At 71.0% G+C, this 22,487-nt stretch carries 18 protein-coding genes; 10 read left to right on the top strand and 8 right to left on the bottom strand.

From position 1 onward, the window contains the following. The 4 genes from KGD87_RS01520 to KGD87_RS01505 are packed head-to-tail and all read left to right on the top strand — an operon-like array spanning position 1 to position 5,480. Complete coding sequence (locus KGD87_RS01520; protein ID WP_284665804.1) at positions 1 to 1,908, top strand: DUF4129 domain-containing protein; 1,908 nt, start codon at positions 1 to 3, stop codon at positions 1,906 to 1,908. Beyond that, entirely contained in the window at positions 1,901 to 3,181 is a 1,281-nt protein-coding gene (locus KGD87_RS01515; RefSeq protein ID WP_284665803.1) for a DUF4350 domain-containing protein, read from the top strand. Before KGD87_RS01520 ends, KGD87_RS01515 begins: the two co-directional genes overlap by 8 nt. After that, positions 3,178 to 4,176 carry an AAA family ATPase gene (locus tag KGD87_RS01510; protein ID WP_284665802.1) on the top strand — a complete coding sequence of 333 codons (999 nt, stop codon included), beginning with the start codon at positions 3,178 to 3,180 and terminating at the stop codon, positions 4,174 to 4,176. The genes KGD87_RS01515 and KGD87_RS01510 overlap by 4 nt, the downstream gene beginning before the upstream one ends. Continuing rightward, positions 4,173 to 5,480 (top strand): DUF58 domain-containing protein, encoded by a 1,308-nt coding sequence (locus KGD87_RS01505; RefSeq protein ID WP_284665801.1) that lies wholly within the window; start codon positions 4,173 to 4,175, stop codon positions 5,478 to 5,480. Before KGD87_RS01510 ends, KGD87_RS01505 begins: the two co-directional genes overlap by 4 nt. On the opposite strand, the gene KGD87_RS01500 is transcribed toward KGD87_RS01505, so the two are convergent. Both KGD87_RS01500 and KGD87_RS01495 read right to left on the bottom strand, forming a co-directional pair. Then, a complete protein-coding gene (locus KGD87_RS01500) occupies positions 5,458 to 5,937 on the bottom strand; it encodes an inorganic diphosphatase (protein ID WP_284665800.1) in 480 nt (159 codons plus the stop codon). The two genes, KGD87_RS01505 and KGD87_RS01500, sit on opposite strands and share 23 nt — an antisense overlap. Then, a complete protein-coding gene (locus KGD87_RS01495) occupies positions 5,930 to 6,946 on the bottom strand; it encodes a stage II sporulation protein M (protein ID WP_284665799.1) in 1,017 nt (338 codons plus the stop codon). The genes KGD87_RS01500 and KGD87_RS01495 overlap by 8 nt, the downstream gene beginning before the upstream one ends. Positions 6,947 to 7,033: 87 nt before the next feature. On the opposite strand from KGD87_RS01495, the gene KGD87_RS01490 reads away from it, so the two are divergent. Further along, complete coding sequence (locus KGD87_RS01490) at positions 7,034 to 8,539, top strand: DUF1570 domain-containing protein (RefSeq protein ID WP_502888054.1); 1,506 nt, start codon at positions 7,034 to 7,036, stop codon at positions 8,537 to 8,539. 93 nt (positions 8,540 to 8,632) lie between these two features. Here the strand turns inward: KGD87_RS01490 and KGD87_RS01485 are convergent, their stop codons facing one another. After that, positions 8,633 to 10,174 carry a bifunctional metallophosphatase/5'-nucleotidase gene (locus tag KGD87_RS01485; RefSeq protein WP_284665797.1) on the bottom strand — a complete coding sequence of 514 codons (1,542 nt, stop codon included), beginning with the start codon at positions 10,172 to 10,174 and terminating at the stop codon, positions 8,633 to 8,635. A 77-nt stretch (positions 10,175 to 10,251) separates the two neighbouring features. After that, the gene (locus KGD87_RS01480; RefSeq protein WP_284665796.1) at positions 10,252 to 10,497 is read right to left on the bottom strand and encodes a hypothetical protein; all 246 of its coding nucleotides are present in this window, start codon (positions 10,495 to 10,497) and stop codon (positions 10,252 to 10,254) included. Between the two features lie 33 nt (positions 10,498 to 10,530). On the opposite strand from KGD87_RS01480, the gene KGD87_RS01475 reads away from it, so the two are divergent. Continuing rightward, complete coding sequence (locus tag KGD87_RS01475) at positions 10,531 to 11,781, top strand: hypothetical protein (protein WP_284665795.1); 1,251 nt, start codon at positions 10,531 to 10,533, stop codon at positions 11,779 to 11,781. A 28-nt stretch (positions 11,782 to 11,809) separates the two neighbouring features. Here the strand turns inward: KGD87_RS01475 and KGD87_RS01470 are convergent, their stop codons facing one another. After that, positions 11,810 to 14,914, bottom strand: coding sequence for a cyclic nucleotide-binding domain-containing protein (locus KGD87_RS01470; protein ID WP_284665794.1), 3,105 nt, complete (start codon positions 14,912 to 14,914; stop codon positions 11,810 to 11,812). Positions 14,915 to 15,119: 205 nt separating this feature from the next. On the opposite strand from KGD87_RS01470, the gene KGD87_RS01465 reads away from it, so the two are divergent. Continuing rightward, positions 15,120 to 15,926: an RDD family protein gene (locus KGD87_RS01465; RefSeq protein WP_284665793.1), complete on the top strand. Its 807-nt coding sequence runs from the start codon at positions 15,120 to 15,122 to the stop codon at positions 15,924 to 15,926. Here the strand turns inward: KGD87_RS01465 and KGD87_RS01460 are convergent. Further along, a complete protein-coding gene (locus tag KGD87_RS01460) occupies positions 15,892 to 16,410 on the bottom strand; it encodes an outer membrane beta-barrel protein (RefSeq protein WP_284665792.1) in 519 nt (172 codons plus the stop codon). The two genes, KGD87_RS01465 and KGD87_RS01460, sit on opposite strands and share 35 nt — an antisense overlap. Positions 16,411 to 16,509: 99 nt before the next feature. On the opposite strand from KGD87_RS01460, the gene KGD87_RS01455 reads away from it, so the two are divergent. Both KGD87_RS01455 and KGD87_RS01450 read left to right on the top strand, forming a co-directional pair. Beyond that, a complete protein-coding gene (locus KGD87_RS01455) occupies positions 16,510 to 17,571 on the top strand; it encodes a tetratricopeptide repeat protein (RefSeq protein WP_284665791.1) in 1,062 nt (353 codons plus the stop codon). Positions 17,572 to 17,602: 31 nt separating this feature from the next. Then, a complete protein-coding gene (locus KGD87_RS01450) occupies positions 17,603 to 18,670 on the top strand; it encodes an FHA domain-containing protein (RefSeq protein WP_284665790.1) in 1,068 nt (355 codons plus the stop codon). Positions 18,671 to 18,760: 90 nt separating this feature from the next. Here KGD87_RS01450 and sctV read toward each other — a convergent pair whose 3' ends face one another. Further along, a complete protein-coding gene (sctV, locus tag KGD87_RS01445; RefSeq protein WP_284665789.1) occupies positions 18,761 to 20,884 on the bottom strand; it encodes a type III secretion system export apparatus subunit SctV in 2,124 nt (707 codons plus the stop codon). A 207-nt stretch (positions 20,885 to 21,091) separates the two neighbouring features. Between sctV and KGD87_RS01440 the strand changes: the two genes are divergently transcribed. Then, a complete protein-coding gene (locus KGD87_RS01440) occupies positions 21,092 to 21,889 on the top strand; it encodes a carboxypeptidase-like regulatory domain-containing protein (RefSeq protein WP_284665788.1) in 798 nt (265 codons plus the stop codon). 52 nt (positions 21,890 to 21,941) lie between these two features. Here the strand turns inward: KGD87_RS01440 and KGD87_RS01435 are convergent, their stop codons facing one another. Further along, on the bottom strand, positions 21,942 to 22,406 hold the full coding sequence (locus KGD87_RS01435) for a tetratricopeptide repeat protein (RefSeq protein ID WP_284665787.1): 465 nt from the start codon (positions 22,404 to 22,406) through the stop codon (positions 21,942 to 21,944). Between the last annotated feature and the right edge of the window lie 81 nt (positions 22,407 to 22,487).

Raw genomic sequence — 22,487 nt, 5'->3', positions numbered from 1 at the left:
ATGGCCGTCTCCGCGCTCGAGCTCCGCCCGCGCAACGCGGTGGCCTTGATGGACGCCGCGCTGCGCCTGTGCACCCGCAACGCGGGCGTCTGGGCCCTCACCCTGCCCGGCGGCGCGGCCGTGGTGGCCGCCGTGTTGTACCTGGCGGAGTCGGTGCGCATGGGCTGGCCGCTCATGGTGCCGTCGCTGCTGCTGACGCTGGCGTGGTTCCTCCGGGGCCTGGGCCAGGGCGCGACGTGCCACTACGTGCAGGAGCTGCTGCTGGGCACCCAGGGCGAGCCTTCCGCGTGGGCGTCACTCAAGGCGGCGCTGGGCCGGATGCCCGCGCTCTTCATCGCCGTGGCGTACCTGCTGGGCCTCAACGCCCTGGTGGTGATGGTGACGGGAGGCTTCGGCTACCTCCTGCTGCAGGCCCACGGGGTGGGCTACGCGGCGGTGATGCAGGGACGCGGCAGTCCGCTGAAGCTCTACGGCACGTGCTCACGGCTGCTGGGCCCGGCGCGCGGCACCGCGATGTGGGTCCGCATCCTCATGTCCGTGCAGGTGCTGGCCTTCTTCAACCTGCACATCGCCTTCAACTTCCTGCTGCTGCTGGGCCGCAAGCTGGTGGGCGTGGACCTGACGTTCGCGGAGCGCTACGCCTCGCTGGACAACGGACAGTGGCTGCTCTTCCTCGCGGTGACGACGTTCGCCCTCTTCGAGCCGGTGCGCGCCGCGACGGCCACGTTGCTGCTGGTGGACGGGCGCGTGCGCCAGGAAGGGCTCGACCTGCTGGCCAGCGTCCAGCAGCTCCCGTCCCGGGATTTGGGGCGTCCCCTGCCGCCGCCGGGCGCGACGCGTGGCGCGGCGATGCTGGCGGTGGTGCTGGGCCTGGGCCTGCTGACGGCGGCGCCGGCGCAGGCCCAGGACACCGAGGACGCGAAGCCCCTGGCCCCCACCGAGGCGCTGCGGCGGCTGGGCGAGGTCGCGGAGGCGTGTGAGGCCGCGACGGCGGAGGACGCCGCGGGCCTGTACGCGCCCCTGGAGTCCCTGGGGCCCAGCGAGGCCGTGAAGCTGGACCGCTTCGTGCGCCGCGTGGAGCGGCAGGCCTTCGACGAAGAGGACTGCGACAAGGCCCGCGCCACGCTGACGCAGGGACTCACCACGCTGGGCGCCACCGTGGACGCCCAGGCCCAGGCGGACGCGCGCGCCGCCACCGCGCGGGCGAAGGACATCCTGTCCCGGCCCGAGTTCGCGGAGGCCGCGCCGAAGGCGGAGAAGGACGCCCCCGAGCCCACGGCCCCCAGCGAGCCGCCAGGCTGGTGGCGGCGCTTCATCGACTGGCTGGGGGAGCTGCTGAAGAAGTGGTTCGAGCGGGACCCCGCGGAGCCGCGACAGGAGACGGCCCCGCCTGTCCTCAGCGGCGTCAGCGTGGCCAACGTGCTGGTGGTGGTGCTGGTGACGCTCACCCTCGCGGTGCTGGGCGTGGTGCTGCTGCGGGCGCTCAACCGCGACAAGCGCCGCGCGGGCGCCGACGGCGTGCAGGTGTCCACGGTGGACGCGTCCACGCTGGCGGGGGACGCCCACCACGCGCTGTCCCGGCCTCCCGAGGGCTGGGCCCACCTGGCGGACGAGCTGGCCGCGCAAGGGGCCTACCGCGAGGCGGTGCGCAGCCTCTACCTGGCGCTGCTGTCCCGGCTCCACCGCGACGGCGCCATCCTCTATGACGAGACGCTGAGCAACTGGGACTACCTGTCCCAGTTCCGGGGCCGCGCGGAATGGAAGGCCCCCTTCCGCGAGCTGACGCGGCGCTTCGACTTCGCCTGGTACGGCAACCTGCCGGTGGGCGTGGACGGCTACCGCGAGTTCCGCGCCCTCACCGAGCCCCTGCTGGCCGCGCCGGCGCGCCCGGAGGTGGCTGGTGCGTGACCGTTTCCCATTGCTGGTGGTGGGGGGCCTGCTGCTCACCGCGGTGCTGACCACCTTCCTGGTCCGAGGCGCCCGGCGCAACGCGTTCGCGGACACGCTGTCCACGTACCGCGCGCAGGAGGACGGCGCGCGGGCCCTGTTCCTGTTGGCCCAGGAGAGCGGGCTGCCGGTGACGCGCCGCATGGCGGACCTGCGCATCGTGTCCGGACTGGGGACGCCGGTGCTGCTGGCGGTGGAGGTGTCCGGCGCCTACGAGGACGACCCGGACCAGACGGCGCTGGCCGCCGAGCCCGACGCGGGCCTGGCCGACGAGCACGTCCCCCGCACCGGCTTCAACGCCTTCCGCGCAGCCGCGCTGGACGACGATGAAACCGAGCAGCTGCTGACGCACGTGCGCGAGGGCGGCAGCGCCATCTACGTGCCGTGGGGCTCGCGGGAGAACCCGGTGCTGCGCGCATTGAGCGTGAAGCTCTTCAAGGCGGACACCACCCTGCCCATGCGCACGCTGGTGCCACCCCAGCCCACGCCGTACACGCTGGGCGTGGAGCGCGTGGAGGCGAAGGTCCAGGCCTACCTGGAGCTGCCCGAGACGGCCGTCCCCGTCCTGGAGGATGAGCGGCTGGGCATGTTCGTGGCGGCGGTGGTGCCGTACGGGCAGGGCCGCGTGCTGGTGGTGGGCGCCCCGGAGCTGGCCATGAACCAGGCGCTGGCGCGCGCGGACAACGCGCAGTTCTGGCTCAGCACCCTGGCGTCGATGGGCCCCGGCCCCATCGAGTTCGACGAGTTCCACCACGGCTTCACCAACGAGCGCTCGGTGGTGGACTTCGCGCGTCGCTACGGCCTGCACTTCGCCGTGCTGCAGTTGCTGCTCGGCGTGGCGCTGTGGTCGGTGTCGCTCAAGCGCTTCGGCCGCCCGCGGCCCCCGCCCGAGTCCTCGCGCGTGGGCGCCACCGACGCGCTCTTCGCCATGGGCCGGCTGTACCGCGAGGGCCGGCACCACGGCTTCTCCGCCCAGCTCATCCTCCGGGGCCTCACCCAGGACCTGGCCCTGCACGCGGGCCTTCCCGCGCACGCTTCCGCGGACGCGGTGGCGCACGGGCTGCGCGAGCGTGGCCGCGCGGACCTGGCCCAGGGGCTCGAGGCCCTCACCACCGACAGCCGCGCGGTGACGCGCGACACGGACCTCCAGCAGCTCGCCGAGCGCGCGGCGCGGCTGCGACAACGCCTTCATTCCGCCGGCGGCGCCCGGCCCAGCCCTCCCGAAACGACATGAACGACACCCTGTCCGTCCCCTCCCCCGCCCCGGCGGGTCACGCCGTGCAGGCCGCCCACGCCATCCGCGAGGCCGTGTTGTTTGAGGTGCGCAAGGCCGTGGTCGGCCAGGACGAGGCCCTGGAGCTGATGCTCTGTGGCCTCATCGCCGGAGGCCACATCCTGCTGGAAGGCGTGCCCGGCGTGGCCAAGACGCTGATGGCCAAGGCCCTGTCGCGCAGCATCGGCGCGGAGTTCAAGCGCATCCAGTTCACCCCGGACCTGATGCCCGCGGACATCCTGGGCACCAGCGTGTTTGATTTGAAGACGCAGGGCTTCGCGCTGGTGCGCGGCCCCATCTTCACGGACCTGCTGCTGGCGGACGAAATCAACCGCGCCCCGGCGAAGACGCAGTCCGCGCTGCTGGAGGCGATGCAGGAGCGCTCGGTGTCCATGGAGGGCCGCGTGCTGTCGCTCTCCCCGCTCTTCACCGTGTTCGCCACGCAGAACCCCGTGGAGTCCGAGGGCACCTATCCGCTGCCCGAGGCGCAGCTCGACCGCTTCCTGCTGAAAATCGAGGTGGGCTACCCCTCGCCGGAGGAGGAGGACGCGATTCTGGCCTCCGTGCACCGGGGCTTCGACTCGGGGGACCTGCAGCGCGCGGGCGTCAACGCCGCGGTGACGAAGGACGGGCTGCTGGCCGCGCGCGGCGCGCTGAATGAAGTAACGGTGGAGCCGCCGGTGCTGGCGTACGTCCGCAAGCTGGTGGCGGCCACGCGCGCCTCCAGCCGCATCCGCCTGGGGGCCGGGCCTCGCGCGGGCGTGCACCTGCTGCTGGCGGCCAAGGCCCTGGCGGCGCTGCGCGGGCGCGGCTTCGTCACCCCGGACGACGTGCGCTTCCTGGCGGCGCCCGTGCTGAAGCACCGCCTGCTGCTGTCGCCGGACGCGGAGCTGGACGGGGCCACGCCGACGGACGTGCTGCGCGAGGTGGTGCGCGGCGTCGAGGTCCCCCGGTGATTCCCACCCCGCGCCTCTGGGTGCTGCTGGCGCTGCTCGCGCTGCCGATGATGCTGGCGGGCTTCAGCCCCGGCATCGGCGGCGCCGTGCTCGCGCTGGACGCGCTGGTGCTGGCGCTGGCGGTGTTCGACGTGCTCACCGCGCGGAGGGCCCGGCTGGAGGTCCACCGCGTGCTGCCCGCGCGGCTCAACGTGGGCGTGGCCAACAAGGTGGTGGTGCGGCTGATTCACCGCAGCGGCGGCGCCGTCCAGGTGCGCGTCCGGGACGACGTGCCGGACGGCTTCGCCGCCACGCCGGAGGAGGCCCCGCTGCACCTGCCCGCGCGGAGCGAGTCGCGCTGGGTGTACCGGGTGACGCCCGTGAAGCGCGGCCGCTTCCAGTTCGGAGACGTGCACGTCCGCGTGCGCGGGCCGCTGGGGCTGGTGTCCCACGAGCGCGTGTTCCCCGCGGCGCAGGACATCGCCGTGTACCCGGACCTGCGCGGCGCCAACCGGCTGCTGCTGTCGGGCGCGGCGCTGGACCTGGTCAACCTGGGCCTGCGGCAGCTGCGGCGCGACGGGCGCGGCAGCGAGTTCGCCCGCCTGCGCGACTACGCCCAGGGCGACAGCGTGCGGGACGTGGACTGGAAGGCCACCGCGCGCCGGGGGCGGCCGGTGACGCGCGTGCTGGAGTCGGAGCGCTCGCAGTCCATCCTCATCTGCGTGGACGCGGGCCGCTCCATGGCCGCGCAGGTGGACGGCCTCACCAAGCTGGACCACGCGGTGAACGCGGCCCTCTTCCTGGCCTTCGTGGCCGTGCGCAACGGGGACCGCGTGGGGCTGGCCGTCTTCGCGGACGGCGTGAAGGCCTACCTGCCGCCCGCGGCCGGGCGCACGCAGTACCGGAAGATTGTCGACACGCTCTACGGCACCACGCCCAGCCTCACGTACGTGGACTACCTGGCGCTCTTCAAGGAGCTGAACCTCCGCCTCACGCGCCGCAGCCTGCTGTGTGTCTTCACCGACTTCCTGGACGAGGAGCAGGCCGCCACCATGGTGGCCCCGCTGCACCGACTGGCGCGGCGGCACGTCCCCTTGTGCCTGTCGGTGAAGGACACCGCGCTCCAGAAGCTGCTGCGCACGCCGCCGCCCAGCCCGGAGGAGGCCTTCCAGCACGCGGTGGCCTCCGAGCTGATCACCGACCGCGAGGTGCTCAAGGCGCGGGTGAGCCAGGGCGGCGTGCAGATGCTCGACGTGCAGCCGGATGAGCTGAGCCTGGCCGCCGTCAACCGCTACCTGGACATCAAGGCGCGCGGCGTGCTGTAGCGCCCGGGGCCACGTCAGACACCGGGGCGGGCAGCGGCAACCACCCCGTGAAGCGGGTGTCCGGGACGTTGCCCCGCACGCGGTGCAGCACCTGCTTGAAGAGGGCGTAGACGCGGAAGAAGCGCTCCAGGCCCGCGCGCTCGGCGTCCGTCAGGGGCGCGGCGGCGCACACCACCTTCGGGTCACCCCGCCCCGCGTCCACGAAGCCGATGACGCCCACCACCGGCACGTGCAGCCGCTGGCCTGGCGCCAGCCGGGGCCCCATCACCACGGCGTCCAGCGGGTCCCCGTCATCCGACGTGAGGCCCGGGATGCTGCCGTAGTTATACGGGCACGGCAGCGGCGACACGAAGTCCACCGCCCCGTCCGCGCGGCGCTTCACGAAGGAGAAGCGCGGGCACTCGATGAGGACCTCCGGCGCGCCAGGCAGCGGAGGCAACCACAGGCGCTCATCCATGCGCGGACTCAGCGCCCCCTTCGGGCGCCCCGCGGCCGCCCCGCAGCCAGTCCGACAGCAGGTATGCGTACACGCCCGCGCCCACCGTCAACGCGAAGGACACCTTGAACACCACCGACAGCTTGGGCGGATGAATCTGGGACACCGTGCCCTCGATGAAGCCCGCGAGCACGAACAGGACGAGCGTGCCGAACAGCAGCCGCACCGCCGTCACCGCCTCCTGTCGCACCGCCTGTCCTCGGGGCAGTCCTCGCGGGGCCACCATGCCTCGCGCAATCACCAGCCCCGCGGCGCCCGCGATGCAGATGGCGGTGATTTCCGGGATGCCGTGCGGAAGAATCCACGCCCAGAACCAGCCCGCCATGCCCTTGGCCGCATAGACTTGCGCGAGCGCGCCCAGGAACAGGCCGTTGACGAAGAGCATGATGGCCGTGCCCAGGCCCACGGTGATGCCCAGCGCGAAGGCCAGGAAGGCCACCTGGATGTTGTGGGTGAAGAGGTAGGTGGTGAACTGGGCCTGGTCTCCCACCGACATGCCGTCCCCCGCGGCCTCGTTGGCCGCGCGTTCGACGGGGTCCAGGTTCAGGTGCTCGGCGGGCACCAGGTAGTGCGCCGCGTCGGGGTCCACCATCATCCCCGCGTAGCCGAAGCCGACTCCCGCCAGCAGCATCAGCAGCGACGCCACGTACATCCGCCACTCGCGCCGCATCAGCGCGGGGAAGCCCCGCGCCACGAAGCCCCACACGTCCGCCAGGCGCGGGCGCCGGCCCGGGTACGTCAACGCGTACGCCCGGCCCACCAAATCGTTGAGGTAGGCATTCACGTCCGCCGAGCCACTGCGCGCGCGCACCCACAGCAAGTCACTGGAGACGGCGCGGTACAGCCGGCCCAGCGTCCTGGCGTCCTCCAGGCTCAGCGCGCGCAGGCCGTGGGATTCGGACCTGTCCAGCAGCGACTCCAACTGCTCCCAGCGCGGCTTGCGGGACTCAATGAACTCCGCCATCTCCATAGGCCGGCACTCTACCCCAGTGACGCGGCGGGCCACCCTGCCCTCCGATGACGCTTTGTGGGAAAACGCGGGACCATGACGTGTCGGATGGCGTTCCTGGGATGGTTGTTCGCCCTGCTGTCGGGATGCACGAGCATGCGCGCCCTGTGTCCCCTGGAGGGAGGCCGCGCCTGGGTGGAGGTGCGCAGCCCCCACTTCACCGTCCGCACCAACCTGGACACGGAGACGGCCGAGGAAGCGGCCCAGGAGCTGGAGCTGCTCCGCGAAGGACTGCTGCAGGCCTGGGGCGGCAGCTTCGACCCGCCGGGCACCGTGGACATCATCGTCCTCCACAACCGCAGCGCCCTGGAGGAGTTCACCAACATCCGCATCGAGGGCTTCTCCACCCACACCGAGGACGGCCCGCTGCTGGTGCTGGCCGGGCACGCCTACGCGCTCAGCGAGGCCACCGCGGACATCACCACCCAGGCCCATGAGCTGACGCACTACCTCTCCGAGCTCGCGCTCGTCCGCCAGCCGCGCTGGCTGTCGGAGGGACTGGCCAGCTACCTGGAGACCATCGCCCTCAGTCCGGAGCGGCGCGAGGTCATCCTCGGGCGCATCCACGGGGCCTTCTACAACCAGGTGCAGCGGCACGGCTGGCGCACGCTCGACGAGCTCTGGGAGTGGGACAGCAAGGGGCTGCTCGGCACCGCCGAGTCGCGGCAGTACTACGCCTCCTCGTGGCTGTGGGTGCACTTCTTCATCAGCCGGCACGGCGCGCGCTTCGAGGACTTCCAGAAGCGCCTCATGCAGGGCGAGGCGCCCCAGCAAGCCTTCGACGCCGCCTTCCGCGGCGCGGAGGACCTGGCCGGCGAGCTGAACGGCTACGTGCGCCGCTCGGGCCACATGAACTACCGCACCATCACCGCGCCGCTGGCGCCCGTGACGAGCCCGCTCAAGACGCGCCCCATGCGCGCAGCCGAGGTCCACGCCATCCGCGCGCAGCTCTTCCTAATGACGCCGGGCGCGTCCCCCATGGAGGAGCGGCTGCCCCACATCGAACGGGAGATGGCGGAGGCCACGCGCGAGGAGCCCGGCAACGTGGACGCCATGCTGCTGCGCATCCGCTCCACGGAGGACCCCTTCCGCAGGCTCGCCCTGGCGCGCGAGCTGGTGGAGCGCCACCCCGGCAGCGGGCACGCGTGGAACGCCCTGGCGCAGGCGCTGGACGCCGCGGGCAACACGTCCGACGAACAGGAGGCCGCGAGGCTCCGCGCGGTGGAACTGCTGCCCGGCAGCGTGAGCGCCCAGAATGGGCTCGCCGGCTACTACGCGCGCACGGCCCAGCCGGAGAAAGGCCTGACGGCGGCCCAGCGGGCCCTGTCGCTGGCGCCGGGAAACGCGTCGGTGCTGGACACGTGGTCCACCCTCCTCTTCCAGCTCGGCCGCTGCCCGGAGGCGCTGGACGCCCAGCAGCTCGCGGTGGACATGCTCCACGAAGGCACGCCGCAGCGGCTGCGGCGGACCGTGCACGACACGCTGGCCCGCTACCAGGCCGTGTGCGGGTCCGAGGCCCGCCCGGCCGCGGCGCCCACCCTGGACACGCCCTGAGCCCTCGGCCCCGCTGAAACGACGAAGCGCCGGAAGGGCCCAGGCGGGCTCCGCCGGCGCTTCGGGGTCCTACGGAAGCAGAGACGGCGAGGACTACTTCAGCAGCTTCTCCAGGGGCTTCTTCTCGCTGCTCGACTGGTCCTTGGTCCAGTCCACCACCGGCGTCTGCCACGCCATGCCCGTCTCGGTGGGCTCGGGGGCCAGCTTCTCGAACTCGAAGCCGTCACCGCCGAAGTAGAGGTACTCCACCGTGGCGACCGAGTACTCCTTCTTCGGGTCCAGGGCCTTGCCCTTGGCGTCCTTGAACTTGCCCTTGCCCGCGGCCGTGAAGCCGGAGACGAGCGCGTTCGGGTTGGCCAGCTGCCGGGCCAGGTCCTCGCCCTTCAGCTTCACCACGAGGAGCGTGTTCTCGAAGGGCATCACCGAATAGATGCTGCCGCGAGTCACCGGACCGGCGGGCAGGTCGCCGCGGATGCCGCCGCTGTTGAGGACGGCCGCGTCCGTGCCGAGCACGTTTCGCACCGCGCCCGCCACCCACTTCGCCATCTGCGGCGACGACTGGGGGATGCCGGCCTTGGAGAAGCCAATCTGCTGGCCCAGCGCCTCATCCAGCTGCGACTTCCACTTGCCCACCAGCTGCGCCGTCTCCGCGTCCGGCGAGCCGCCCGACACCTCGACGACCTTCGTCTCCAGGCCGGTCAGCTTCTCACCCGCGGGCTTCGCCGGGTCGAAGGTGACGTGCGCGCGCAGGTACTTGCCGAAGCCACGCTCCAGCGACACGAAGCGGGTCGCGCCGTCCTTCAGGTCGACGGGCTGCGCGCAGCGGCCACCGGCCACCAGCGCCACGTTCCACTCGGGATGCTTCGCCACCGCGGGCTGCAGGTCGGTGACGCACTCGTCGGCGAGCACCACGACCACGTCCGCGCCGGCCTTGCGGGCCTCCGGAATGGCGGTGGTGAGCGCCTCCTCGTAGCCCGTCACCTCCAGGCCATCCGCGCGGCCGGGCATGGCGGTGCGGACCGTCTTCTCGGACGCCAGGCCCACCACGCCAATCTTGAGGCCGCGGCGCTCGAAGAGCTGGAACGCCGGCATGGACAGGTCGCCCGCCAGCGCCGGGTCCTTCACCTTGAGGTTCGCGGCCAGGAACGGAAAGCCGCCCGCGCTGCGGTTCTTGAGGAAGGCCTCCTTGCCGAAGGCCAGCTCATGGTTGCCCAGGGCGGAGGCGGCGTAGCCCATGCGGCCCATGACCTCGGCCGTGGGCGTGCCCAGGAAGAAGGAGGAGATGGCCGGGCCGTTCCAGTGGTCCCCCGTGGCGAGCGCCAGCGTGCTGGCGTCCGCGCACGTGGGCTGGCCATCCTTCACGGGACCGGGACAGTGCTTCTCATCGGCCACCCAGCGGCCGAGCAGCTCCGCCGCGCCGCCCTTGCCCTCCGAGGGCTGGAGCTGGCCGAACGCGCCACCCGTCACGAGCAGCGTGACTTCAGTCGGAGCAGCGGGCGCCTTGGCTACCGGCGCGGCGGCCGGGGGAGGAGTGGGATTGCTCTTCTCGCAGCCGGCAATGGCACCGAGGGCGAGGACCAGCACGCCGGACAGCGGCTGGCGGAAGGGACGAGGACGGAGAGGGTTCGCGCTCACAAGTGCGCCTTTAGCACAACTCGGCTCGTGCTACGCTGAGACACGTGGCTGACAGCGACACGCCGCACGGCGGTTCCTCACCCGAAGGCAACGTTCACAAGCACACAGAGCAGGGGCTTGCTGGCCAGGGCGAAGCCCGGGCACGTGAGCTCTGGGGAGAGGTGAGCGCGGGTGCGCGTCACTTTTCCTTGAAAGACCGGAAGCCGCCCGAAGGCCGCCTGCGCCAGTTCTTCTACGGAATGGGCCTGCCGTTCCACATCGGTGGAGCGCTGCTGGGCGATCCGGTCGCGCGCAAACAATACATTCGTGTCGGGTTTCTCCAATCCATTGCAGCGCTGGCATTGGCCTTGAGTTGCATGACTTCCGGAACTGAAGCGGCGGAAAGCGCCAGCAAGCGGGAGTCCCGAGCCGAAGCGCGCGCCAGGGCGGCGCGGGTTCAAAAAGTCGCCGAGGTCCTCGTCGCCCAGCACGCCAAGAAGGAGGCGGCGGCCGCCCCCCAGCGCGCGAAGGAGGTCGAAGCCCAGGCCATCCAGCGCCTCCAGGAAATCGACGCGCGGATTGCCCGGCGCAAACAGGCCGAAGCCCAGCGCGCTGGCAAGGAGGCGCCCCCAGGTCCTGAAGCGCGGCCTGGGAGTGCGGCCGCGGCCCCCACTGCGCCGGCGGACGCGGCCGAAGAGCGGCTGGAGCAGCGCATCCGGGACGTGGAGGCCGCGGCCCAGGGGGCCGACGCGGGCACGTCCCTGGCGAAGGCCATCACCGCGCTGGTGATGGAGGCCACGAAGGAAATGGAGCCGGAGGCCCCGGCGGAGGACACACGCAGCGGCGAGGACGCCCAGGCCCCTGCTCACGCAGAGAGCATCTGGAGGGTGAAGGGCTTCTCCGTGTGGGGCCTGGCCTTCTGGGCGGCGTTGTTCGCCGCGCTGCAGTTGGCGCAGTGGGTGGTCATCGCCCTGTCGCGGGACTACCACGACGCCATCTCCCGCAAGGCCAGCCTGCTCACGGGGTTGGAGCCGGAGGACGAGGAGTTCCCGCCGCGCGTGCGCCTCAATGTCCCGTGGCTGCGCAAGAAGCTGAAGCGCCGCTGGCGGGCCTTCCTGCTGCTCATGGTGGGCGTGCCGGCGCTGGTGCTGCTCACCGTCCCGCTCATGTTCGCTTCCCGTTTCGCATTCACGGCCCTGTTCACCGCCTGGAGCGCGTGGTGGTGGGTGGTCTTCACCGCCGCCAAGAGCGCGCGGGCCTGGGAGCCGTCCGCGGGGCCCACGCGGCCACCCTGGTTCCTGCGGGCATGGACGGTGCTCACCACGCGCGTGCCGGGTCTGCGGTGGGGCGCGCTCCAACGGTATGGCGCGTCCTGGGGACGGCGCACGGAGGAAGTCTTCGCGCCCATCTCCAGCACGGAGCGATACCCATGGGTGTTCGCCGGACTGGGAGTGGTCCGCTTCATGGGCTCATTCCCGCCGATGAAGTTCTTTGTCCGGCCGCTCATCCCCGTCGCCTCCGCGCACCTGCTGGAGGAGGACGTGGCCGCGGCCAGGAAGGCGCTCGCCGCCGGGGCGAGCGCCTCGCCGCCCGAAGCCGAGGTGCCGCGCCCCGCCGACGTGTGGTGACGACAGGGACGTCCCCGCGCCGCCCGGCTCAGGAGTCGTCGCGCGAGCGGTCGTCGTTCCCGTCCGGCGCCGGCCCATCCGGCAGCGGCGGCGCCAGGGGGCCCAGCGGCGCCGTCATCTCCAGCCGCTCGCCCGTCTCGCGCGAGTCCGGCAGGTCGATGAGCGCCTGGAGCTGCAGGCTCACCGCGCGGAAGAAGCCCGTCAGCAGCTCCGGCCGGTCCGCGAGCAAGTCCAGGAAGTCACGCCGGTCGATGATGAGCACCCGCGTATCCACCCCGGCCACCATGTCCGTGGGACGCGGCGCGCCGTCGAGCAGGCTCACCTCGCCGAAGGCCTGCTTGCCCTGGAAGCGCAGCACGTGCTCGCCGTCGTGGAAGGCATCCACGGCGCCGTCGACGATGACGTAGAGCGCGTCGCCCGGGTCACCCTGGGCGTAGATGCGCTCACCCGCGCGGAACGACGCCTCGCGGGCCACGGCGGCGATGGCGGCGATGTCGTCCACGTCGCACTGGGAGAAGACACTCACCCCTTCCAGCGCGAACATCCGCTGGACTGTCCTGTCGCTCATGTCACCTTCCTGCGGGAGCACGTGCAGCCCGTTCACCCACGCCACATGGTTGGCACACGCGCGCAGCACGCCGTCTTCGCTCTGGACCAGCGCCGCCAGCCGCCGCCACAGCCGGCCGGGCGCGCCGGGCGGAAGCTCACGGTGGTGCGCCTCCACCTGCTCCATCACCAGCTCCCGGTCCTCTTCGTCGACCAGGTTCTCCAACAGCTCCAGCGCCAACGCGCGACGGCGCGGGTCCGGCCCCACCAGGTTGTAGTGGATGCCGCGCATCACGTGCGACGGATGGAGCAGCCCCAGGAGGAAGAAGCACAGCTCCAACGCCTGGTCCATCCGGTCGCCCACCGCGCGCGTGAGCAGCGAGCCATCCCCCAGCGCCGCGCGCAGGTCGCGGAAGGCGCCCACCAGGCTGCGGTAGACCTCCCGCCGCCGGCCCAGGGCTTCACGCACGCGCTCCGCGTCCACGGGGTGCTCGGGGTGCTCGTCGCGCAGGCGCGACATCTGCGCGCCAATCCGGAAGTGCAGGGACGCGTCGTCGCGCACGTTGGAGAACAGCAGCGCGTCCAGCGCCGCCGGTGTTCCGATGCCGCGCAGCACGCGGGGCAGTTGCAGCCGCATCGCCAGCGGCGCCACGCGGTTGTTGAGCTGGTCCTCCACCAGCGGCGTCACCTCGTCCCCCAGCGCCACCAGCGCCTCGCGCGCCGCCTTGCGCTCCTCGCGCCAGGTGAGGAACGGCAGCAGCCGGGGCGCCAGCTCCGCGTAGCCGCCCTTGCCCACCGCGACCAGCGCCACGTGCCGCACGGAGCCGTCCGCGTCCTCCAGGTAGCGCGCCAGCGGCTCCGCGAAGCGTGAGTCCTGGATGCGCCCCAACAGCCGCGCCACCTCGCGGCGCTCGGACACCGGCGCGCCCTCGCCGCGCGACAACATCGCCCGCAGCGCGTCCAGCGCCACGGCGCTCCCCGTCGACTTCACCAGCGCGCCAATGGCCGCGCAGCGCAGCCCCACGTCCGGGTGATTCAGCAGCGCGGGCAGCAGGCGCTCCGCCCGCTCCGGTGACAGCCGCGCCAGGGCCCACACCGCCTGGTCCCGAGGCCGGCGCGGCCCTTCCTCCACCAGCCGCTCCAGCACCGGCGCCAGCTCGTGCGCCTCCAGCTCCAGGGCCAGGGAGACGCCGCGCTCCAGCACCCGCTCGTGCGGGTGGCGCAGCAGCGCGGACAGGTGCGGCCGCAGCGGCACCTCCGCCTGCTCCATCATCGCCACCGCGCGCAGCACCCGCTCCGGAGAAGGCGCCGCCAGGGCCTCGGCCAGCAGCCGCTGCTCCTCCTCGCCCTCCAGCGCCACGTCCTCTTCCTCGGGCGCTCCCACCTGTTCGCCCAGCGCGGCCACGTACGCGGACTTCAGCCGCACCAGCAGCAGCCCCAGCGCCGCGCACATGCCCACCACCGCCACCGCCATGGTGACGCCGTTGGCCGCGCGGCCCGCGCCGATGAGCAGCAGGCCGGCCAGCACCACGCCGCCCTTGCGCAGCAGCCCATCCACCGTGGCGCGCAGGCCCTCGCGCTGGTCGTCCGGCACCGCGGTGTAGAGCAGCTGGATGCCCACCGGGAGGATGGAGTAGCTCACCGCCGTCTCCACCAGCCGCAGCAGGTGCACCGGCCACAGGCTGGGCGTGACGAGCGCCGCGCCCGCCAGCGGCGCGAGCACGAGCGGCACCATCGCCACGTAGCGCAGGAGCCCCAGCCGCTTCAGCAGGCGCTGCGCCACCAACAACTGGAAGGCCACGCAGAACAGGCCAATCCACAGCTGGAGCGAACCGAAGAGCGCCGTCAGCGCGTCCTCGCTCAGCGTGCCCTCCAGGCGCAGCCGGAAGAGGTAGTCCACGAACGACGACAGCACCGCGAACGCGATGCCCAGCGCCGCCAGCACCTGGGCGTAGGGGCTCTCCGCCAGATAGCGCAGCCCCAGGAAGGACGCGGGGCGTCCGCGCGGCGGCGTGGGCGGCAGGCCCTTGTACAGGTGGTGGAAGATGGCGCCCGCGGCCAAGAGGCCCACGGCGCCGCTCACCACGATGGCCGGCGTGCCCAGCTTCACCGCCAGGCCCTGCACCAAAAGCCCTCCGGCGATGCCTCCGCCCATGCCGAAGCCGTTGAGCGCGGTGAAGGCCCGGCGCGCCTCCCGCGCGTCGAACGCGGCCGCCATGCGGCCCCAGAAGCGGAAGGACACGAACGTGGAGAAGGTGTCCGCGAAGAGATACAGCGCCAGCGCGGGCATGCGCTGCCCCGCGGACAGGGCCCCCGCCAGCACCAGCGCCACCACGCCGCCCATGCCCGTCAGCAGGCCCGGGGACTCGAAGGGCGAGCCCGGCTTGGAGCGCGGCAACACCGTCATGGCCGCCGTCATCAACGCGCCCAGCAGGTACAGGTACGGCAGCGCCTGGGACTCGAAGCGCGACAACACCAGGGCGTTGGAGGCCGTCTTCAGCTGCGTCACCCCTGCGATGAGCGCGAACTGAAAGGCTGCCGCCGGCAACAGGCGGCGGTTCCATGATGAGGAGTCGGAGGGGGGCACGGTGCGAGTGCGCGGCAGCCTACTCCACGCCCTCTCGCCCCTTGAATAGCGCTGTCGTGCGAGGCGCCGCCCGCCTGCCTCCCGGACGGCGGGCATGTCACTTCGGACACCTTCACCCGACTTCCGCCGCCCTCACTGAAATCGTTGGAGCCACTACGAAGGTGCCGCGAGCCCGCACGCGCGCCGCCGCCGCCGCGGCTAGACTGTGTCGGTGACGACCGCCACCGACACCCTGCTGGACGGCACCCACACGGTGCTCACCCCCGAGTACGTGGAGTTCCGCTTCACGCTCGCGGGCCTGTACTCGCGCTTCCTGGCGTGGCTGCTGGACGCCGTCATCGTCACGCTGCTCACCGGCACCATCCTGACGACGCTCAGCCTGGTGATGTTCGCCTTCCCGGGCTTCGCCAGCGCGCTGTCCATCGTCATCTACTTCCTGGTGGACTGGGGCTACGCGATGACGCTGGAGACGGTGTGGAGCGGACGCACCGTGGGCAAGCGGGTGATGTCGCTGCGGGTCATCCAGGAGAGCGGCGTGCGCATCGGCTTCTACCACGCGGCGCTGCGCAACCTGGCGCGTCCGGTGGACCGGCTGCCCCTCTTCTACCTGGTGGGTGGGCTCACCGCGCTCGTGTCCGGCTCCCAGCAGCGGCTGGGGGACATGCTGGCGGGGACGCTGGTGGTGCGCGAGCGGCGCCTGAAGGTGCCCTCCGCCCTGGGCACGCCGGGCGAGGAAGGGCTGCTGGCGGATCCGCTCTTCGTGTCGCGCGTGAAGCGCCTGTCCAGCGAGGAGCGGGAGGTGGTGCTGACCGCGGCCCTGCGCCGCGAGGAGCTGCGCATGGAGGCGCGGCTCCGGCTGTTCGCCGCGCTGGGAGCACGGCTGCAGGACGCGCTGGCCATGGAGAAGCCGGCCCACCTCTCCGACGAGAAGTGGGCGCTGCTGGTGGCCGCGGCCCTGCTCCCGCGAAAGGGGCAGCCTAGAAGTACGCCGCCGCGCCGGCAGACAGCGTGAGCGTGCGCTGCGTCTTCTCATTGAGCGCGATGTAGAAGTTGTACTGCGCGCGCGCGCCCACGCTCACCGAGTCCGACACGAAGAAGTCAACGCCGACGTTGGGGCCAATGCCCACGAAGTTGCTGACGCTGTCCTTGAAGACGATGAGGTAGCTCAGGTCCGAGCCCACATAGGGGCGGATGGACTCCTCCATCAGCAGGTACCGGATGCCGATGGACGGCGCCAGGCCCACCACGCGCCGCTCGTTGCGGTCCGTGGTGTCGCGCGGGAACGCGAGCTTCGACAACGAGACGACCTCGAAGCCGTTTTCAATGTAGAGGCTGGCGTCAATCCCCACGAAGAACGCGTCGTCCAGGCCGTTCGTCCGGTTGAAGTCCATGTAGCCCAGCGACAGGCCCAGGCTGCGGTTGGCGAACTGGGCATGCGCGGGGCTGGCCGACAGGAGGGCCAGGGTAAAGCCGAGGGTGCAGAGCAGGGTACGCATGGGCCGCCACTCTACCGGCGTAACCCCCGGAAAACAGCCTGGATTCAAGCCACGCCGGGCGTTGCCTGGGCGCGGGCGCTCTCCTACACTCGCCCCGCCATGCGTGTCCGCCGACTTGTTGCTGCGCTGTCCCTGGTCTCCGCCCTGCCCTTCGTCGCCTGCGTCCGGACCCCGCCGCCGCACGAGCGGGCGCTCATCAACAATGAGCTGTGCTCGCAAGAGATGGCCAAGGGAGACCTGACCCGCGCGGACACGTTCTGTGATTTGGGCCTGGAGTTCTCCCCCCAGTACGCGGACCTCTGGTCCAACAAGGGCCTCATCGCCATGTACTCGGGCCGCCAGGAGGACGCGAAGAAGCACTTCATCAAGGCCCTGCGCTACAACCAGGAGCACCTCCAGGCGTACCAGAACCTCGGCGCCATCTACATGCAGGAAGGCGCGTACGGGAAGGCGCACGACAACTTCCGCCGGGCCCTGAAGGTCAACCCGGACAACCTGGAGTCGCGCTACAACCTGGCCCTCTCCCTGATGAAGATGGGGAAGATGGACGAGTCCAAAAAGGAGCTGCGCACGCTCCTGGCCGTCAACCCCGGCATCGCCGACGCGCACCACACCCTGGGCGTCATCGCCTATTCGGAAGGTGAATACGACGCGGCCGGCGAGCACCTCTCCCGGGCCACGCAGCTGGTGCAGGACTCGCCCCTGCTGTGGCACGACCTGGGCACCGCGTTCATGGAGCTGGGCCGCTTCCCGGAAGCGCGTGAGGCCTTCGCCAACTGCGCCCAGCTGGACGCCAGCAACACCAGCTGCATCAACAACCTGTCCCTGGCCCAGCGCAAGGCGGCCCTCACCGACGCGGCCTTCAAGGAGATCAAGGACACGCAGCAGGCGGAGAACTCCGCGCCCGCGCTGTTCATGCTCGCGCGTCAATACCGGGAGAAGGGCCTGCTGGCGGAGGAGGAGACCACCTACCGCAAGTGCGTCAAGCTGGATGCGAAGTTCGCCGCCTGCCACTACGGCCTCTACGAGCTCTTCTTCGAAGCCCACAAGCGCGAGCACGCGCAGATCGCCTGCAAGAACTTCCTGAAGTACGGGACGTCTGAGGAATTCCCCACGGAGTACCAGACGTGTGAGAGATTCCTGAGCGACGCGACGTTCTGATGTCCCGCCTCCCCGACTCCCCTCCTTCTCGATGAGCGTTCGTCTCACCGTCACGCAGCGCAGCGAGGCCGGCGCGGCCCAGAGCACCGAGTTCGTCCTCGACGACGCGGTCATCACCCTGGGCCGCGACAAGGCCTGTCAGGTCGTGCTCGCCCAGCAGGCGGTGTCGCGCAACCATGCGCGCATCTGCCAGGACGGGACGCTCTTCTTCGTGGAGGACCTGGGCAGCTCGTACGGCACGCAAATCAACGGCAAGCCCGTGCCCAAGGGCGAAAAGCGGCTGCTGCGCAACGGCGACGTCATCGCCATCGCCACGTTCGACGTCCGCTTCGAGCGGGTGATGGACCTGAGCGTCGAGTCTGGCGGGGAGAAGACGTCCTTCATCGCCCGGGGCATGGTGAAGGACGCCATGCGCGGCCTGGCCGGCGGCGGCGAGGAGCGCTACCTGCGCTTCATGAACGGGCCTCGCGAAGGCGAGCGCATCGAGCTGGGGGACGCGAAGGAAGTCATCATGGGCCGCGACGAGAAGGACGCGGACATCATCCTCAAGGATGACCTGGTCTCCCGGAAGCACGCCAAGGTGCGCCGCGACTGGTCCGGCACGCACGTGGAGGACCTGGGCAGCCGCAATGGCATCAAGGTGAACAAGAAGCGGGTCAACCGCCGGCAGCTCAAGGACGGGGACGAGCTGGAGGTGGGCGCCACCCGCTTCCTGTACGTGGACCCCACCGAGCCGGCCGAGGAGCCCGTTCAGCTCGCCGCCGAGGTCAAGGCGCCGCCTCCGCCCTCGCCCCGTCGCCCGCGCCCGGAGCCCAAGCCCGTGGAGCCCCCGCCGGAGGAGCCCGCGCCACCGCCCGAGGAGCCCGCGCCCGCGCCGGAAGAGCCGCCCGCCGAGGACCCCGCGCCCCCGCCCGAGGAGCAGGCCGCCGAGGAGCCGCCCCCGCCGGTGTCGGCGGAGTACCCCCTGCCGGATGAGCCCGCCCAGCCGGGCGCGATGGCGGCGCTCAAGGACAAGGGCAAGCTCGTGCCGCTCGTGGTGATGGGCGTGGTGGGCCTGGTCTTCCTGGTGCTGATGATTGCCGTGCTCGCGGGCGCCTAGCGTCGCGGGCGGGGGCCCTGCCCCCATGAGGAAGGCACCCTTCCCGCCCGCGCGTGAGTTGGACGCGCGGGCGGAAGCTCACTTTGGCGGCTAGCGCGTGGAGATGCGCGCCACCGGCTGGATGTTCAGCTCGGGCGACAGCTCCTGGTAGCTGAGCACGGAGAACGACGGGTTGAACTCGTACTCCAGCAGCTTGCGGACGTAGCGGCGGATGTCCATGGCCGTGAGGATGACGGGCCGCTGCGCGCTGGGCGGCAGGTGGCCACACTCCGAACGCACGGCCTGGACGATTTCCTGCGCCAGCTCCGGCTCCAGCGCCAGGTGCGCGCCCGCGGAGGTCCGCTTCACCGAGCCGCGGATGGCGTCCTCGATGTTCGGGTCCAGCAGGTACACCACCAGGGTGCCGGTGCCACGCGCGTACTTGTGGGAGATGTAGCGGCGCTGGGCGGCGCGGACGTGCTCGGTGAGCATGACGTTGTCCGCCTCCACCTGCCCGTACTCGGCCAGGGCCTGGAGGATGCCGCGCAAGTCACGGATGGAGATCTCCTCCTCCACCAGGCGCTGGAGGATGTCCGTCAGCTTCAGCACGTTGACGACCTTGGGGACGACCTCCTTCACGATGGCGGGGAAGGCCTTCTCCAACTGCTCCAGCATCGTCTGCGTCTCCTGCACGCCGACGAACTCGCGGGCGTTGCGCCGCAGCACGGCGGCGGTGTGCAGGATGATGTAGCCGGGCACGTCCCACGTCGTCAGGCCGGCGGCCTCCAGCGTGTCGCGATACTGCTCGGGGACCCAGGCGGCGGACTGCCGGGTGGCGGGGTTCACCGCCTCGAAGCCCTGGATGTTCATCAGCCGCAGCCGGTCCACCGTGTCGTTCACCAGGACGTGGCCCAGCGTGGCCTGGCCGGTGACGACGGGCACCTCGTTGATTTGAATCTGGTACGCGCCCGGCGGCAGCGAGCCGTTGCCACGCGCACGCACGCCCGGGAAGCGGACACCCAGCTCCACGAAGAGGCCATCCCGCATGAACGGGATGAGCTCGAAGAGGAACTTCCCGTTGTCCTGGCGCGAGTCCACGAAGGGCACCAGCGCGTCGGAGACCTCCAGGACGATGGGCGTGACGACGGGGATGAACAGCTCGGAGTCCGGGTTGAGGGCTTCCTTGGGCGCGGGCTCGGAGGCCATCGGCGTGCCCAGGTCCGTCTCCATGGCGGGGCCGGCGTCCTCCGCCTCCACGGCCTGCTTCTGCTTCTTCAGCATCGTCCAGGCGCCCAGGCCCGCGCCGAAGCCCAGCAGGAAGAAGGGAACCTTGGGCAGACCGGGCACCAGGCCCAGGACGATGAGCATGCCGGCGGCAATGGCGATGGCCTTCGGGTAGGCCGTCAGCTGGGAGCCCATGTCCATGCCCAGGTGATTGCCCTCTTCCTCACCCGCCACGCGCGTCACGATGATACCGGCGCAGGTGGAGACGAGGATGGCGGGAATCATGCCGACCAGACCGTCACCGATGGTGAGCAGCGTGTACTTCTGCGCCGCGTCACCAGCGGACATGCCCTTCTGCGTCACGCCGATGATGAGGCCACCGATGATGTTGACGACGGTGATGATGATGCTCGCGATGGCGTCGCCCTTCACGAACTTCATCGCGCCGTCCATGGCGCCGAAGAGCTGGCTCTCACGCTCCAGGTCGCGGCGCTTCTTCTTGCCCTGGTCCTGGTCGATGGAGCCGGCCCGCAGGTCGGCGTCGATGGACATCTGCTTGCCGGGCATCGCGTCCAGGGTGAAGCGGGCGGCCACTTCGGCCACGCGCTCCGAGCCCTTGGAAATCACGATGAAGTTCACGATGACCAGGATGATGAAGAGGATGGCGCCGACGACGAAGTTGCCCTGCACCACGAAGTTTCCGAACGCCACCACCACCTCGCCCGGGTCACCGGTGAGGAGGATGAGACGCGTGGTGGAGATGGTGAGCGACAACCGGAACATCGTGGTGATGAGCAGCAGCGTCGGGAACACCGACAGGTGCAGCGCCGCTGGCACGTAGAGGGACACGAGGAGCAGCACCACCGAGATGCTGATGTTCAGCGTCAGCAGCACGTCCAGCAGCATCGTGGGCAGCGGGACGATCATCATCCCGACGATGGCCACGACCACTACGGCGAGGACGATGTCGGAGTACTTGGAGAGGAAGCTGTTCGGATTGGTGGCAGCCATCAGCGGTCAGGCATCCTAGGACAACCCGGGGGCCTTCTGTCAGGGGGGGCGTCGCGAAGAGGGCCCCCTCCCCCGCGGCGAAGCCCGCCGTCCTCCCTCGTGCGGAAGCAGCCGGGCAGTCAACCGAAGTGGACATTGGTTCTTGCACCGCGCCCCGCCACGCGGGTTCATCCCCCTGACAGGCCACACGAAACCTGGGAGAAGACGATGCGACTGAAGAATGCCTTGGGCAGGGGTCTTCCGCTGATGTTGCTGGGTGCGTCCCTGGCCTGTTCGGCCTGCACGGACGGCGGCTCCAGCGGCCCTGGCCCCTCCGGCAACGGGGAGAAGAACGTCGTCAAGGGCAAGGCCACGGACACCACGGGCAAGCCCCTGGCGGGGGTGGAGGTGGTGGCCGACAACCAGGTCCTCTACGACTCCAATGTGGTGGGCGTGACGGGCGCGGACGGCACCTACCGGCTGGAGCTGGGCCAGGCGGCGACCACCTGGAACGCCAGCGCGCGGCTCAAGCGCGACTTCAACGGCCGCAGCTACACCTTCGAACTGCACCCCAGCAACGCCACCCCCTTCGCGGGCAACGAGGGCGCCGTCCGGGACTTCAGCTGGAAGCTGACCGGCGCGAAGCCCGAGGGCGGCGCCTACGGCAGCGGCGTCTACTTCAACCTGACGGACTACGTGGACCCAGCCGACCCGGATCAAGCCCTGCAGCGCGAGCACGTGGAGCTGACGCTCACCCCGGTGGGCACCCTGGTGGACGGCAGCGCCGGGACGCCGGTGACGGCCCGGGGCACCAACACGCCGGACGGCTTCGGCTTCCCGGACCTCCCGCTGGGGCGCTACTCGGTGACGGGGCGCTATGCGCCGCCGGGACAGGCCGTCCGCCCCCTGGTCGTGCGCGTGCAGGGCCAGGACACCTACGCCGAATCCGTGACGGCGGACTTCAAGCCCATCATCGACGGTGGGGACGGTCCGTACCGCGTGGACGTGGAGCTGAAGTTCCCCTGAACTCCAGGGCCAGGGAAGGCGGGCCGGGGCCTTCGAGCGGCCCCGCCCGCGCCTACGCCGCGCCGTCGGATTCGGAGGGCGGCGACTCCTCGGCGCTCTCCAGCGCCGCGGCGGCCAGCATCCGGGCCCGGGCGCTGAGCGGATCCTGCCCTTCGGGGTCCAGGCTCACCGCGTGATTGAAGTCCCGAGCGGCCTCATGAACCTTGCCGAGCCGCAGGTGGACTTCCCCGCGGTTGACGTAGGGCGTGAGGTCCGTGGGGTCCAGTTCAATGGCGCGGTTGAAGTAGGACTCCGCCAGGTCCAGGTCTTCCAGTGCCAGGTGGCAGGCGCCCAGCGCCGTCTGGAAGTAGGCCTCGGTGGGGTCCATGGACGCCAGGGACTGGAACAAGGTCAGCGACTCACGGAAGCGGCCGTCCTGGAAGAGGTTGAAGCCTTCCGTGGCCCGTTCGAGCATCTCCGGGCCGGACAGGGGCTTCACGTCGTCGTTGGTCACCGTTGCCTTGGATTCAGTCGTCATCTGCACACATCCCTCACGAGGGCGGGAGGACGGCCCCGGAGCCGGTAGGGCAAGCGGCGCCGGGCGCCGGGAGCTTAGACT

It is taken from the genome of Myxococcus sp. SDU36, from assembly GCF_030168875.1.
Lineage (GTDB): Bacteria > Myxococcota > Myxococcia > Myxococcales > Myxococcaceae > Myxococcus > Myxococcus vastator.
The sequence above is the reverse complement of the archived record's forward strand: the minus strand, read 5'-3'. Positions and strand labels throughout refer to the sequence as shown.